This is a genomic window from Acidovorax sp. SUPP1855, assembly GCF_030158955.1.
GTDB lineage: Bacteria > Pseudomonadota > Gammaproteobacteria > Burkholderiales > Burkholderiaceae_C > Paracidovorax.
On sequence record NZ_BQXI01000041.1, the window covers coordinates 1 to 13,668 of the forward strand.

The 13,668-nt window shown below is 70.6% G+C and carries 14 protein-coding genes; 7 read left to right on the forward strand and 7 right to left on the reverse strand.

Annotated elements, in window-relative coordinates; all coding sequences use genetic code 11:
• The 3 genes from AVMA1855_RS23640 to AVMA1855_RS23650 all read left to right on the forward strand — a co-directional run.
• On the forward strand, nt 1–198 hold a 198-nt coding region (locus AVMA1855_RS23640), incomplete at its 5' end, for a hypothetical protein (protein ID WP_284427563.1).
• A gap of 130 nt (nt 199–328) precedes the next feature.
• Entirely contained in the window at nt 329–547 is a 219-nt protein-coding gene (locus AVMA1855_RS23645; protein ID WP_272565861.1) for a CsbD family protein, read from the forward strand.
• Nucleotides 548–647: 100 nt separating this feature from the next.
• The gene (locus AVMA1855_RS23650; RefSeq protein WP_272565860.1) at nt 648–1,226 is read left to right on the forward strand and encodes a hypothetical protein; all 579 of its coding nucleotides are present in this window, start codon (nt 648–650) and stop codon (nt 1,224–1,226) included.
• 116 nt (nt 1,227–1,342) lie between these two features.
• Here the strand turns inward: AVMA1855_RS23650 and AVMA1855_RS23655 are convergent, their stop codons facing one another.
• Entirely contained in the window at nt 1,343–4,711 is a 3,369-nt protein-coding gene (locus AVMA1855_RS23655) for a sensor domain-containing diguanylate cyclase (RefSeq protein WP_284427564.1), read from the reverse strand.
• Between the two features lie 149 nt (nt 4,712–4,860).
• On the opposite strand from AVMA1855_RS23655, the gene AVMA1855_RS23660 reads away from it, so the two are divergent.
• Nucleotides 4,861–5,397: a hemerythrin domain-containing protein gene (locus tag AVMA1855_RS23660; RefSeq protein WP_284427565.1), complete on the forward strand. Its 537-nt coding sequence runs from the start codon at nt 4,861–4,863 to the stop codon at nt 5,395–5,397.
• A 23-nt stretch (nt 5,398–5,420) separates the two neighbouring features.
• On the opposite strand, the gene AVMA1855_RS23665 is transcribed toward AVMA1855_RS23660, so the two are convergent.
• The 6 genes from AVMA1855_RS23665 to AVMA1855_RS23690 form a co-directional block, all read right to left on the reverse strand.
• Entirely contained in the window at nt 5,421–5,735 is a 315-nt protein-coding gene (locus AVMA1855_RS23665) for a hypothetical protein (RefSeq protein ID WP_284427566.1), read from the reverse strand.
• Nucleotides 5,732–7,147 (reverse strand): cell envelope integrity protein CreD, encoded by a 1,416-nt coding sequence (gene creD, locus AVMA1855_RS23670; protein ID WP_284427567.1) that lies wholly within the window; start codon nt 7,145–7,147, stop codon nt 5,732–5,734. The genes AVMA1855_RS23665 and creD overlap by 4 nt, the downstream gene beginning before the upstream one ends.
• 124 nt (nt 7,148–7,271) lie before the next feature.
• The gene (gene creC, locus AVMA1855_RS23675) at nt 7,272–8,735 is read right to left on the reverse strand and encodes a two-component system sensor histidine kinase CreC (RefSeq protein ID WP_284427568.1); all 1,464 of its coding nucleotides are present in this window, start codon (nt 8,733–8,735) and stop codon (nt 7,272–7,274) included.
• Between the two features lie 50 nt (nt 8,736–8,785).
• The gene (locus AVMA1855_RS23680) at nt 8,786–9,487 is read right to left on the reverse strand and encodes a response regulator (RefSeq protein WP_284394603.1); all 702 of its coding nucleotides are present in this window, start codon (nt 9,485–9,487) and stop codon (nt 8,786–8,788) included.
• A gap of 9 nt (nt 9,488–9,496) precedes the next feature.
• The gene (locus tag AVMA1855_RS23685; protein WP_284427569.1) at nt 9,497–10,132 is read right to left on the reverse strand and encodes a MarC family protein; all 636 of its coding nucleotides are present in this window, start codon (nt 10,130–10,132) and stop codon (nt 9,497–9,499) included.
• Nucleotides 10,132–10,878: an SDR family oxidoreductase gene (locus tag AVMA1855_RS23690; RefSeq protein ID WP_284394602.1), complete on the reverse strand. Its 747-nt coding sequence runs from the start codon at nt 10,876–10,878 to the stop codon at nt 10,132–10,134. Before AVMA1855_RS23690 ends, AVMA1855_RS23685 begins: the two co-directional genes overlap by 1 nt.
• Nucleotides 10,879–11,035: 157 nt before the next feature.
• On the opposite strand from AVMA1855_RS23690, the gene AVMA1855_RS23695 reads away from it, so the two are divergent.
• The 3 genes from AVMA1855_RS23695 (at nt 11,036) to AVMA1855_RS23705 (ending at nt 13,668) form a co-directional block, all read left to right on the forward strand.
• Nucleotides 11,036–11,725: a dienelactone hydrolase family protein gene (locus AVMA1855_RS23695; protein WP_272565844.1), complete on the forward strand. Its 690-nt coding sequence runs from the start codon at nt 11,036–11,038 to the stop codon at nt 11,723–11,725.
• Nucleotides 11,726–11,923: 198 nt separating this feature from the next.
• Nucleotides 11,924–12,922 carry an acyl-CoA dehydrogenase family protein gene (locus AVMA1855_RS23700; protein ID WP_284427570.1) on the forward strand — a complete coding sequence of 333 codons (999 nt, stop codon included), beginning with the start codon at nt 11,924–11,926 and terminating at the stop codon, nt 12,920–12,922.
• The gene (locus AVMA1855_RS23705; RefSeq protein ID WP_284427571.1) at nt 12,910–13,668 is read left to right on the forward strand and encodes a PIG-L deacetylase family protein; all 759 of its coding nucleotides are present in this window, start codon (nt 12,910–12,912) and stop codon (nt 13,666–13,668) included. Before AVMA1855_RS23700 ends, AVMA1855_RS23705 begins: the two co-directional genes overlap by 13 nt.

Here is a 13,668-nt window from a genome sequence, read left to right on the forward strand (position 1 = left end):
TACCTGATCCACCACCGCCAGCTTAAAGGCCAGTGTGTAGTCCTTCTGCGTTCTCTTAACCCATTGATCCACTTGACTTTCCTTTCTGATGAACAGAAAGGTGTCAACCTCATTCAGGACGGGTCAGCCAATAGCCGAAAGGGGCGTGCACTGCACGCCCCTTTTTTTTTGTCCTTATCAACCGTAGGCCTGGGCTGACGCGTGCTGCCCCCGGATGACTACGCCTGCCCCGAGGGGGCACTTTTACAGTTCGTCCATCGCATCCAGCCAGGGTTCCAAACCGTCTCGGAGTGGAGGGCTGAAGCGAATAACCAAGAGGACTTGTGCCATGAATGAAGACACCGTCAAGGGAAACTGGAAGCAATTCACCGGCAAGATCAAGGAGCAATGGGGCAAGCTGACGGACGACGATCTTGACGTGGCAGCCGGCAAGCGCGACCAGTTCCTGGGCAAGCTGCAAGAGCGCCAGGGTCTGGCCAAGGATGCCGCCGAGAAGGAACTGAAGTCCTGGCAAGACCGCCACCCCGAATTCCGTTTCGACAAGTAAATCCCGGGCCTTTCCCACTTTTTAAAACCAGCGGTGTTCGCCGTTCTGCCACAAGGCAAATCGACATCCGCACCCCCTTACAGACATTGAGGAGAAAAATATGAAACACGCACGCAATCTTCTGGCCATCGTGGCCGCCGGCCTTCTCGCCACCAGCGGCATGGCCATGACCAAGGAAGAGCACAGCGCCGCCAAGGACCGCATCTCTGCCGACTACAAGATGAACAAGCAGAAGTGCGACAGCATGACGGCCAACGCCAAGGACGTCTGCATGAAGGAAGCCAAGGGCGCCGAGAAGGTCGCCAAGGCCGAACTGGAAGCCCAGTACAAGCCCAGCGACAAGGCCACCTACAAGGTGAACGAAGCCCGCGCTGACGCCGCCTACGACGTCGCCAAGGAAAAGTGCGACGACCAGCAAGGCAATGCCAAGGATGTCTGCGTGAAGGATGCCAAGGCCGCCCACGTGAAGGCCAAGGAAGACGCCAAGGTGGCACGCGCCCAGGCCAAGCCTTCGGACAACATGGCCAAGAAGGACGCCAAGGTCGCTGAAGTGAAGAAGGACGCCGCTGAAGAAAAGCGCGAAGCCGAATACAAGGCCGCCAAGGAGCGTTGCGATGCCGCGACCGGTGACGTCAAGGACAAGTGCGTTGCCGATCTGAAGCGCGTCTACAACCAGTAAAAAAGGTTTGGGCTCCCCCCGCGTTCGGATGAACGAATGGGGTGCCAAAAGCAAAAAGGCTTCGCAGTGCGAAGCCTTTTTTTGCGTTGCGGCGGCCGCAGCGAAGGGCCGTGCGTTCAGCGCCACCGCATGAAACGCGCCCGTCCGGCGGCCTTGGCCTGGTAGAGCGCCTGGTCCGCGTCGCGCACCAATTGCTTTTCTGTCACTTCCGTCGTGGGTTGCAGGGCCGCCACACCGATGCTCAGGGTGACGTGCGGGCCCAGGGGCGAAGCGCCATGGGGGAGGGCGGCATGGTCGAACGCCTGAAGCACCCGCTGGGCCACGACCTGCGCCTCGTCGCCCGTGGTGCCCGGCAGGAGCACCACGAATTCTTCGCCTCCGTAACGCATCGGCTTTTCATGGGCCCGGAACAACGCCCCTTGCAGCACGGCGCCGACCTGGCGCAGGCATTCGTCGCCGGCCTGGTGCCCGTGCATGTCGTTGTAGTGCTTGAAGTGGTCGATATCGATCATCAGCAGGGCCACGGATGCGTCTTGCCGGCGCGTTCGGCCCCACTCGGCGCTCAATGCCTCGTCGAACAGGCGGCGGTTGCCCAGCCCCGTGAGGGCATCCGTATAGGACAGTTCCGCCAGCGTGGCGTTCAGGCGCTGCAGTTGCAGCTCCGAGTGCTTTCGCTCCGTGATGTCCTGGAAGGCCCCGCTCAACTGGACGATCCGGCCGTCCTGGTAGGTCGGCTCGCCCTGGGCGCGCACCCAGAGATGGCGCCCCTTGTGCGAGATCAGTTCCAGCTCCAGGTCCCACGGCGTGCCGTCGTCCATGCACCGCTGCACGGCCGCGCCGATGAGGGAGCGCGAGGCCTCGGTGTAGTAGTTCAGCGCCTGTGACAGGTCCGGCGCGGTTTGCGGCTCCAGGTCATGGATGCGGTAGACCTCGTCCGTCCACGCCGCCTCGCCCGTGGCCGGATTCAGCGTCCAGCCTCCCACGCGTGCCATGGCCCCCGATTGCCGCAGCAGCAGGGCCGCGCGGGCCAGCGCCTCTTCGTCGAGCTTGCGCTGGGTGATGTCCATGAAGGTGCCGATGATGGTGGAGGGCGCGCCCGTGGCGCTGCGCCGGATGACCTTGCCGCGGGAGAACAGCCAGATCCATGGCCCCTGCGGGCCCTGCACCCTGAACTCGTTTTCGTAGCTTTCCGTCAGCCCGCCGAGATGCCGGCGGAAGGCGGCCACGTTCGGCTCCTGGTCGAGCGGATGCAGCGCAGCGGTCCATTCGGGCACCGTCTTGGTCACCTCGGTGGGGCCGAAGCCCAGCATGGCCGATCCGCGGGCGTCCACCTGCAGCGTCATGGTCTCGATGTTCAGTTCCCACAGCCCCAGTTCGGCCCCTTCGAGGGCCCGCTCCAGCCGCGCGGAGCTGATCGCGAGCCTGTTGGCGTAATCCTTGTGGATGGTGATGTCCGTCACCGTGAGGTGGAACCCGACTGCGGGCGCCGATGCCGGGTCCAGTCCCACCGGCTGGACATCGGGGATGTAGCTGGCGAACATGACCCGGGTTTCGCCGGCGGCGTTGGTGACCTCTGCCTCGAACTGCACCCGTTCGCCTTTCAGCACGCGGTCGATGTAGGGCCAGGCTTTGGCGAAGTGCGCCGGCCCCAGGACTTCATCCATGGAGCGGCCCACGATCTGCGCGGGGTCCTTGCCGAACCATCGGCCATAGGCCTTGTTGGCGAACTGGTAGCGCAGGTCCGCGTCCACGTGCGCGATGAGTGCGGGCACGCTGTCGGCCATCAGCTGCAGCTGGGCTTCGCGCCGGCGCAACTGCTGGTCGGCCGCGACGCGCTCGCTGATGTCGTGCATGAAGGCCGTCACGATGCGGGACGATTCCAGCTGCACCTGGCTGAGGGTTATCTCCATCGGGAATTCGTGCTGGTCGCGGTGCCATCCCGGAAGGAGCTGCCTACGGGCCCGCGTGTCCTCGTTGCCCATGAGCGCCGTCAGGCTGCGCGTTCGCATCGCCGGGGTCAGGATGGCCTCGGCCATCGGCCGTCCCAGCACCTCGGCCCGGCGCCAGCCGAACGTCGCCTGGGCGGCGCGGTTCCACTCCAGAATGTGGCCGTCCTCATCGGCCACGATGAAGGCATCCTCCGTGTTTTCCAGGATGCTGCGCATGCGGCGCTCGCTGTCGCGCAGGCGCTCTTCCATGGACCGCTGCTCCGTGACGTCCTGGATCTGGGCCACGAAATGCAGGGGCTGGTCGAATTCGTCCCGCACCAGCGAGACCGCCAGATGGGCCCACACCGTCTCGCCGTCCTTGCGCAGGTAGCGCTTGCCCAGCTGGTAGTTGTGCGTTTCCCTGCGGACCAGCCGGTCGATGTGGTCGCGGTGGGACATCAGGTCGTCGGGGTGGGTGAGCCGCCGGAAATCCATGTGCAGCAATTCGTCCCGCGAGTAGCCCAGCATGTCGCAGATCGCGTCGTTGACCTCGATCCAGTGGCCCGTGGTGGCGACCAGGACCATCCCGTGGGTGGCGGCGCTGAAGGCGCCCGAAAAGCGCTGGGCCGCGATCGTGGCGGCACGGGTGGCGGCGCGCAGCGCCGTCACGTCGTGCATCAGGCACACCGCGCCCATCTTGGTGCCGTCCGCATAGAACAACGGCGACGCGTTGCACAGCACCGACCGGGGCGCCTGGCCCCTCGCCTTGATGACCAGCTCGAACCCGCGAACGGTCTCGCCGCGCCAGGCGGCCAGCAGCGGGATGTCCCCGGTCTCCAGCAGCCGCGTGCCCGAGGCCTCGAACAGGTCGAAATGCTCGGCCCACTCGCTCGGCGGCAGAGACCGGGGATCGGTGCCGTGCCAGGCCCGGGCCACGTGATTGAACTCGCCCAGCAATCCATCGGGGCCGCAGGAGACGACCGCATCGGGCATGGCCTCCAGCAGGCGGCCCAGGGTACCCGCCTGGATCTGGGCCTCCCGGCGGCCCTGGCGGGCCTCCAGCTGGCTGACCACCTGCCTGGACAGGCGTTGCAGCGCCTCCCGCTGCGTTCCGGACAGGCGCCGCGGCACCCGGTCGATCACGCACAGCGTGCCGTAGACATGCCCGGCGCTGCCCACCAGCGGCGCGCCTGCATAAAAGCGGATGCGCGGCTCGTCGAGCACCATCGGGTTGCTGGCAAAACGCGGGTCCTCCAGCGCGTCGGGGACCTCCAGGATCTGCGTGGACGCCAGCGCATGGCTGCAGAACGCGATCTCGCGCGGCGTCTGCGATGTGCCCAGGCCGCAGCTGGCCTTGAACCACTGGCGCGTTTCGTCGATCAGCGAGATGAGCGCGATGGGCACATCGCAGCACTGGCTGGCCAGCCACACCAGGTCGTCGAAGACCGGCTCCGGCGCAGAGTCCAGCACCCCGAGCATCTGGAGCGCGGCGACGCGATCGCCTTCGTTCAACGGCATCGCGGCGGCGGCACTACCCGGGGTGGACGGCTGAGTCATCGAATAATTATCAGATGTCCGGCCCCTTTCCGGCAGGCCTTCGCCGCGGGCGGTGGCCGGGTGCGCGATCGCCGGCGCCCTGACCTGCATCAAAGCCCGGTGCCGCGGTGCCTCTTAAGCTGGCCTTCCACTGGATGCAAGGACTGGAAATGGCTGCACTGCAATGGTCCGAGGGCCTCGCCCTCGACCTTCCCCTCATGGACGAAACCCACCAGGAGTTCGTGGAACTGCTGGCCGCCGTGGAGGCCGCGCCGGACGCGCAGCTGCTGGGCGCCTGGCACGCGCTGGTGTCGCACACCGCCGACCACTTCGCCCGCGAGGACGACTGGATGGCCGCCACCCGCTTCGCCTCGGGCAACTGCCACAGCCTGCAGCACAAGGTCGTGCTGCAGGTGCTGCGCGAGGGCACGGCGCAGGCCGAAGCTGGCGAGCCGGCCGTGCTGCGCCGCATGGCGTCGGAGCTGGCCCTGTGGTTCCCGCAACACACGCAGACCATGGACGCGGCGCTCGCCCTGCACCTGCGCCGCGTGGGCTTCGATCCCGCGACCGGCACCGTGCATGCGCCGGGCGCCCTGCCGGCGCAGGCCATTCACGGCTGCGGCGGCGCTTGCTCGGGCGACGGCGGGGCCCCGCAGGCAGAGCCGGCCGCCGCGCCCCGCCCGGCGCGCGAAGCGGTCGCGGCCTGAGGCCCGGCGGCCCTCGCTGCGGGCTAGTGGCGCCCGCGGGGCAGCAGCAAGGCCGCCATCTGCCAGGAAAGCGTGCGCATGGCCCGGCGCCAGGCCGGGGACGCGGCATCCGCAGCCCCTGGCCAGTAGGCGGCCTTCAGGATGCCCTGCTTGGCCTGGCGCAAGGCTTCGCGGTCCCGCGCCGCCAGGGCGCACAGCAGGCGGTCGTGGTAGCGCTGCAGGCGCTGCGCCTGCGCCATCGACAGGCCCTGCTCGCCGCGCTCCGGCTGCGCTGGCGCGGCCAGGTGCGTGTCCCAGGGGCTGGCCCGGTGGGCCGGCCAGGGCGACGGCGCGCTCATGCGGCCTCCGGACGAGGGGTGGAAACCGGGCGTTGCGCGGTCAGGCCGTACCAGTTCACCCGTCGCGTGAGCACCATCACGGCGGCCAGCACCAGGAACAGCGCGATGGCACCCACGGCCAGCGCGGTCTGCTCCAGCTGCAGCAGCAGGTAGAGCAGGCCGTAGAGCAGCGCGATGCCGGCCCCGAACGGCAGGCCGAGCCACAGGCTGCCCAGCATGTGGCTGGCGTAGTAGGCCAGCAGCAGCACGCACGCGCTGGCCGCAATGGCATACGAAACGCCGAAGGGCAGGTGCTCCGACAGGCTCACCAGCAGCAGGAAGAAGCTGCACAGCGCACTGCCGACCAGCAGGTACTGCACCGGGTGCACCCGCAGCCGCTTCATCAGCTCGAACAGGCCCACCGCCACGAAGGTGAGCGCGATGAACAGCACGCCGTACTTGGTGGCGCGGTCGCTCAGGGAATAGGGATTGACCGGGTCCACGAAGGCCACGGTGAAGCTGTCGGCGCAGCCGCGGCCGTCGGCGGGCGCGGTGTCGTAGGCGCGGTCCGCGGTGGGGGCCGCCTCGCACGCGGGGCGGCCGGCGGCCACGTCCTGCTGGGCCGTGCTGGCCAGCGAAGACAGGCGCCACAGCGCGGAAAAGCCTTTGTCCCCCACGGTGCGCTCCGACGGCAGGAAGCGGCCGGCGAACGAGGGGTGGGGCCAGCTGCCGTCCATCTGCACCTGGGTCTGGCTGCCCAGCGGCACGATGGCCACGCTCTCGGTGCCCACGAGTTCCAGGTCCATCTCGGCCTTGAACGGGCCGGTGTCGCCGCCTGGCCGCTGCACCAGCGCTTCGGGCAGCGGGGCATGCAGGCCGCGGGGGTAGGCGGGGTGGAAGGTGCCGGGTTTCAGGGCCAGCGCCTGGCCGCCGACGGTGAGCTGGGCCGCGCGGATGCCCCGCGCATCGCCCACCGCCATCATCAGCAGGGGCGCGCCGCACTGCATGCGCGAGCCCTGCACGGTGGTGTCCGGCCGCAGGCTCGCGAGCGACGACCACTCGGCGGCGACATGCGCCTTCAGGGTGTAGGTGTTGACCTTGTGCACACCGCGCGATCGCTCCTGCATCGCGGTGCCGGCACGCAATTGCAGGGTGTCCGGCATGGCGGTGAGCACGAACTCGCGCCGTTTCTCGACCGTGGTGCGCTCGCTGCCGGTGCCGGTCACGGCATCCCAGCTTTCCACGCAGGCGCTGTGGATCAGCGGCCCCAGCAGGGTTTGCGAGCCCGCCAGGCTGCGCGCCACGCCATCGGCGGTGAGGGTGCGGTAGCGTTGGCGGTCGCGCACCACGTCTTCGATGAGGCCCAGGCCGAACAGCAGGAGCAGGGTGATGGCCGCGAGCGCGGCCAGTTTGGTGAACAGGGGGTGTTTCAAGGAGGCTCTCCGCCAGTGGATGTGGAGGGCAGTGTGGTGATCGGGCGTGAGGCGGAAATGAAGTTTGTGAGTGCACGGTGAAGTGCGCCGGCGCGCGGCCGGCCCGGTGGCCAGGGCGCCGCCGTCAGGCGGCCGGAAAGGCGAGTTCGACCCGCAGCCCGGGCTGGGTGTTGCGCACCGCCATCGTTCCCCCGTGCAGCGCCATGATCCGGCGCACGATGGCCAGGCCCAGCCCCGAGCCGCTGCGCTCTCCACCCGGCCGCGCGGTGGTGAAAAAGCGCTCGCCCAGCCGCGGCAGCGCATAGTCCGGCACGCCGGCGCCCGCGTCCTGCACGGCCACCACCGGGCCCTGCAACTCCACGCGCACCGCGCTGCCGGCGGGCGCGAAGTCGATGGCGTTGTCGATCAGGTTGGTGATCGCCAGCGTGACCAGTTCGGCCTCCCACGGGCCGCCGGCGCCGTCGCCCATGAGCACCAGGTCGATGGTGCGCTGGCTGGCGCGGGCCTGGGCCTGGCGCACGGCCAGGGCCGCGCAGTCCTGCAGCGAGACGGCGGCCGCGCCCTCGGCCCGCTGGCGCTGCTCGAGCTGGCTCAGCGCCAGCAGCCGGTCCACCAGGCGCTGCAGGCGCTCGCTTTGCTCGACCACCTGCGTGGCGAACTGGGCGCGGTCGGCCGGGGGCAGGTCCTCCTGCAGCAGTTCGCCCGCGCCGCGAATGGCGGCCACGGGGCTTTTGAGTTCATGCGTGAGGGCGCGCACGTAGCCTTCGATGTAGTCGTGCCCTTCCAGCCGCACGCGCATGCGGTCCATGGCGCGGGCCAGGTCGCCCAGCTCGCCCGGCACCCGCGGCACGGCCAGGGGCTGCGTGGGGTTCAGGCCGCCGTCGGCCGGACCCTGCACGCTCAGGGCGTAATCGCGCAGGCGGCGCACGTGCCACACGGTCCACACGGTGACGGCCACGCCCACCAGCGCCGACAGGGCCAGCAGCAGCAGGCCGCCGCGCAGCACCTTGCGCTCGGCCCGGTCGATGAAGCGCTGCACCGAGCGCGTGGGCTTGGCCACGGTGAGCACGCCGCCGATGGTGCGGCCGGCCGGCCCGTCCACCAGGATGGGGGCGGCCACGTACATCACGCCGCTGGTGTCGTCGCCCTGCACCTCGCGCGTGGCGCGGGCGCCGTACTCGCCCCGCAGCGTGCGCGCCACGTCGCGCCAGCCCGAATAGTCCTCGCCCACGGCGCTGCGCTCGGAATCGAACACCACGCGCCCGGTGGCGTCGGTCACGTAGATGCGGAAATCGAGCGTCTGCTTGGTCAGCCCCCAGATCGCGGCATCGACCGGGCGGCTGGCGTACTGGCGCACGTGCTGCGCGAAGCGGCTCTCGGGCGTGCCGGGCGCGGTGGCGCCCAGGCGGCCGGCGGCCAGGTCGTCGCTCGCCAGCTCGGCCAGGATGTTGGCGGTGTCCACCATCATGTCTTCCATCACCTCGCGCACGCTGGGCTTGATCTCGGCGGTGAACACGCGCAGCACGAAGAAGGCCGCGATGCCGTTGATCAGGAAGAAGGCGAAGAGCAGGCGGATGCCCAGGCGCATGGGTCAGGCCCTCGCCGGGGTGGGCTGCGCGGAGCGGTGCCAGCGGGCGCTCATGGCTCCAGGCAGTAGCCCATGCCCCGGTGCGTGCTGATGTACTCGCGCGCCGGGTCCGCTTCGCGCAGCTTGGCGCGCAGCGTCTTGATGTGGGTGTCCACCGTGCGGTCGGTGCTTTCGCTGTCGTCGCCCCAGGCGCCGGCGAGCAGGGCCTCGCGCGACTGGATGCGGCCGGCGCCGCGCAGCAGGCAGGCCAGCAGGCGGTATTCGCGCCGCGTGAGCGGCAGCGGCCGGCCGTGCAGACTCACGCGCTGGCCGGCGGCATCGTCGTGGAACGGGCTGGGCGGCGCCGATGCCGCCGCCAGCGGTGCGGGGGCCGCCGCGCGGCGCAGCAGGGCTTTCACGCGGGCCGCCAGCTCGCGCGGGCTGAAGGGCTTGGGCAAATAGTCGTCGGCGCCCAGCTCCAGGCCCAGCACGCGGTCGAGTTCTTCGCCGTGGGCGCTCAGCATGAGCACCGGTGTGGCCTGGTGCGCCGGGTCGCGGCGCAGGTCGCGCAGCAGATCGAGGCCGTTGCCGTCGGGCAGGCCCACGTCCAGCACCAGCAGGTCGAAGGGCCGGGCGCGCAGCTGTTCGCGCGCGTCCCGCAGCAGCAGGCTGTGCACGATGGACAGCCCCTCGCGCTCGAGCGCATAGGCCACCGTGCGCGCGATGGCGGGGTCGTCCTCCAGCAGCAGCAACCGGGCGTGGGTGGTGGCCATGCCGTGCCTTCAGCGCGCGACCAGCACGGGGAACAGCTTGCCCAGCCCTTCGGCCATCACCTCCACCGCCAGCGCCGCGAGGATCAGTCCCATGAGTCGCGTCATCACGTTGATGCCGGTCTTGCCCAGCACGCGCGCGATGGGGTCGGCCAGCGCGAAGCACAGCGCCGTGGCGCCGGCGATCACCACGCCGTAGCCCACCAGCGCCAGGTGCTGCCAGAAGGTCTGCGCCCGGTCGGCATAGATCACCACGGTGGACATGCTGGCCTGCCCGGTGAGCAGCGGGATGGTGAGCGGCACCACGGCGATGCTGTCGCCCTGGGCGGCCTTCTCGGCGCCTTCCTCCAGCTCGTGGGTGTGGGGCTTGGCCTCGGCCGGCTGGGCATTGAGCATGTTCATCGCGCTGATGAGCAGCAGCATGCCGCCGCCCACCTGGAAGCTCTGCAGCGAGATGTTGAAGAACTCCAGGATCTGCAGCCCGAGCAGCGCACAGGCCGCGATCACGCAGAACGCGCTGAAGGCCGCCACCTGGATGGTGCGCCGGCGTTGGCGCTGCGAAAACCCGTCGGTGTAGTGGATGAAGAACGGCACGATGGCCAGCGGGTTCACGATGGCCAGCAGCGTGATGAGCGGTTTCAGGTCCATCAGCGGCCTCCGGAGACTTCGAGCAGGGACAGGGTGGTGTAGCTGGCCGCCTCCGACATCAGCCAGACGATGGCCTCGGCCACCTCCTCGGCCGTGCCGCCCCGGCCCATGGGCACCTGGTGCGCCAGGTCGCGCACGCGGTCGGGCAGGCCGCCGCTGGCGTGGATGTCGGTGTCGATGAGGCCGGGCCGCACCGCATTCACGCGGATGCCCTCGGCCGCCACCTCGCGGGCCAGGCCGAGCGTGAGCACGTCGATGGCGCCCTTGGAGGCGGCATAGTCCACGTACTGCCCGGCCGCGCCCAGGCGTGCCGCGGCGCTGGACACGTTGACGATGCTGCCGCCCGCGCCGCCGTGCTTCGTGCTCATGCGCCGCACGGCTTCGCGGGCGCAGAGAAAGCTGCCCACCACGTTGATGTCGAACATGCGGCGCAGGCGCTCGGCGCTCATCTGGTCCACGCGTGCGGGCACGTCGACCACGCCCGCGTTGTTCACCAGGGCGCCGAGCGCTCCCAGGCGGGCATCGACCGCCTCGAACAGGGCGACGACCTCGTCTTCCTTCGCCACGTCGGCCTGCACGGCGATGGCCTGGCCGCCCGCCTCGCGGATGGCCTGCACCACGGCGTCGGCCGCCTGCGCATCGCGGGCGTAGTTCACCGCCACCGCCCAGCCCTGGCGCGCGGCCAGCCGGGCGGTCGCTGCGCCGATGCCCCGGCTACCACCGGTCACAAGTACCACTTTGTTCAATTGCCGTCTCCTGCAAGAATGCACCGTTGGCGAAAGGTCCCGCATTACAGCATCCGCCGGCCCGGGCCACCACCGGCCCGGCGCGTCTTTTCACCGTTCCGCTTTCTTCCAACCACCCTCTCTCACCCATCCCTTCCGGCAAAGGAGTCGCATCATCATGGGCAATTTCGTGGACATCGCATCGGCTGACGGTTTCAAGGTGCCCGCCTGGGTCGCGCAGCCCGAGGGCCAGGCGCGCGGCGCCGTGGTCGTGCTGCAGGAAATCTTCGGCGTGAACTCGCACATCCGCGCCGTGGCCGACCGGCTGGCCGCGCGCGGCTACCTGGCCGTGGCGCCCGCCACCTTCGCCCGGGTGCAGCCCGGGGTCGAGCTGGGTTACAGCGCGCAGGACATGCAGGACGGCATCGCGCTCAAGTCCCGGGTCGAGGCGCTGCCCGGCGCGGGCGTGCTGCCTGACATCCAGGCCGCCATCGACCACGCGGCGCAGGCCGGCGGCGGCAAGGTGGGCATCGTGGGGTTCTGCTGGGGCGGCCTGCTCACCTGGCGCGCGGCGTGCGAGCTGCAGGGCCTGTCGGCCGCCGTCTGCTACTACGGCGGCGGCATGACCACCACCGAGGAAAGCGCGCGCACTCCGAAGGTTCCGGTGCTGGCGCACTTCGGCGACCGCGACCACTTCATCGCGCTCGACAGCGTGCAGGCCTTCGGCCGGGCGCACCCGGAAGTGGAGGTGCACGTGTACGACGCCGACCACGGCTTCAACTGCGACCAGCGCGGCTCCTACGACGAGGCCTCGGCCACCCTGGCGCGCGAACGCACGCTGGCGTTCTTCGCCAAGCACGTGGGCTGAGCGGAGCCCCCAGGGCCGCCGGACCGGTTGCGGGCCCGGAGGCGGCCGACCGGCGTCCTACAACAGCGGCGGTCCGCCGACCGGCGTCCCACAGCGGCAGGGGGCCGAGGCTGACACGGCCGCCGGGGGCCGCCCCCTAGCGTCGGAAGGATGCGCCGCGATCTCCTTCCCCCCACCGATTTCCCTCTGGGCACCCCCGTGCGCCACGCACTGGACCGGGTCCAGGCGTTCGATGCCGACCCGCAGGCCCGTGCCACCATCGCCGATCGCTTTCGCTGGCTGGCCAAGGTGACCGGCGAGGACGCCGCCATCGGCAAGCTGTTCGAATCCCATCTGGACGCGGTCGGCATCGCACGGGAGATCCTGGGCGATGCCGCCGTCGCGCTGGTCCGTGCGGTCGATCCGTCGCAGGGCTTGTGGGGCGTGTGGGCCGCGGGCGGGCCGGCCGGCGCCGAACTGCAGCTGGCCGCGGGCCCCGACGGCGGGCTGGTGGTCTCCGGCCGCAAGTGCTGGTGCTCGGGCGCCTCGGGCGTCAGTGCCGCCCTGGCCACGGCCCGCGATGCGGACGGGCAGGTTCAACTCATTGCCGTGTCCATGCACCACCCCCGGGTCACCGTCACCCGCGAGGGCTGGGACGCCGTGGGCATGGCCGATACCGCCAGCGTCGACGTGCTGTTCGACACGGTACCGGCATGGCCCGTGGGGGCGCCCGGCGCCTACCTGGACCGGCCGGGCTTCTGGCACGGTGCGGCCGGCATCGCCGCCTGCTGGCACGGTGCCGCTGCCGCCGTGGCACAGCGCCTGCGCGAGCGGGTGCAGCAGCGCGGCGCGGCGGCGGACGACCTGCTGGCCGCCCACCTGGGCGCGGTGGATTGCGCGCTGTCCGCGTCCGCCCTGGCGCTGCGCCATGCCGCCGCCGCCATCGATGCGCACCGGGCGGGCGGGCCGCCGTTCGGCCGCCGCGAGGCGCTGCAGGTGCGCGGCACCGTGGAAGCGGCCGCTTCCACCACGATCGACCACGTGGGGCGCGCCCTGGGGGCAGGCCCTCTGTGCCGCGACGCCGACCACGCCCAGCGCGTGGCGGATCTTGCGGTCTTCCTGCGCCAAAGCCATGCCGAATGGGACCTGGCGGTGCTCGGCCGCCTGGCGGCCCAGGCGAACGAAACCCTTCCTGGAGACAACGCATGGACGCTGTGATCGCCTCCCACAAGCCCGCCGCCCGGCGCCTGCGGGCCGTGCCCGCGCGCACGCCGGTGCCGGCAGCGCCGCAGCCGCGGCTGCTGCCAGCCACCCCCGAATCGCTGGTGGCGCCCTTCAGCCGCGTGGTGGTCGTCGCGCCGCACCCCGACGACGAGGTGCTGGTGCTCGGCGGCACGGTGGCGCAACTGGCGCGACGTGGCCACGAGGTGCTGGTCTACGCGGTCACCGATGGGGAGGCGAGCCACCCGGGTTCGCACGCCTGGCCCGCCGAGCGCCTGCGGCAGGTCCGGCCGCAGGAGTCGGCCGACGCCCTGGCGCAACTGGGTATCGCGGCGACCGTGGTGCGCCTGGGCCTGCCCGATGGCGGCCTGGCGGCCGAGGAGCTTGCGCTCGCGGCGCACCTGCAACTGGCGCCGGGCGACACGGTCTTCGTGCCGTGGCGCCACGACGGCCACCCCGACCACGAGGCCTGCGCCCGCGCCGCCCTGGCGGCGGCCCGCACGGTGGGGGCCTGCTGCATCGAATACCCCGTCTGGGCCCTGGTGCCCGAACACGCGGCCCACGCGCGGCTGCGCCATCGCACGCTCCGGCGCATCGCCGTGGTCGACGACCTGGTGCAGGCCAAGGCCCGGGCCGTGCGCGCCTTCCAGAGCCAGATCCAGCCGGACGGCGGCGTGGCGCCGGTGCTGCCGCCTTCGGCGCTGCAGGCCTGGAGCGGCCGCTTCGAGTGGGCGATGGCCTGA

Bases quoted from the DNA above. Each gene is read 5' to 3' on its own strand.
- AVMA1855_RS23680 (WP_284394603.1), bottom strand. From the start codon at position 9,487: ATGGCCACCACCCACGCCCGGTTGCTGCTGCTGGAGGACGACCCCGCC.
- AVMA1855_RS23660 (WP_284427565.1), top strand. From the start codon at position 4,861: ATGGCTGCACTGCAATGGTCCGAGGGCCTCGCCCTCGACCTTCCCCTC.
- AVMA1855_RS23665 (WP_284427566.1), bottom strand. From the start codon at position 5,735: ATGAGCGCGCCGTCGCCCTGGCCGGCCCACCGGGCCAGCCCCTGGGAC.
- AVMA1855_RS23650 (WP_272565860.1), top strand. From the start codon at position 648: ATGAAACACGCACGCAATCTTCTGGCCATCGTGGCCGCCGGCCTTCTC.
- creC (WP_284427568.1), bottom strand. From the start codon at position 8,735: ATGCGCCTGGGCATCCGCCTGCTCTTCGCCTTCTTCCTGATCAACGGC.
- AVMA1855_RS23655 (WP_284427564.1), bottom strand. From the start codon at position 4,711: ATGACTCAGCCGTCCACCCCGGGTAGTGCCGCCGCCGCGATGCCGTTG.
- AVMA1855_RS23705 (WP_284427571.1), top strand. From the start codon at position 12,910: ATGGACGCTGTGATCGCCTCCCACAAGCCCGCCGCCCGGCGCCTGCGG.
- AVMA1855_RS23685 (WP_284427569.1), bottom strand. From the start codon at position 10,132: ATGGACCTGAAACCGCTCATCACGCTGCTGGCCATCGTGAACCCGCTG.
- AVMA1855_RS23645 (WP_272565861.1), top strand. From the start codon at position 329: ATGAATGAAGACACCGTCAAGGGAAACTGGAAGCAATTCACCGGCAAG.
- AVMA1855_RS23695 (WP_272565844.1), top strand. From the start codon at position 11,036: ATGGGCAATTTCGTGGACATCGCATCGGCTGACGGTTTCAAGGTGCCC.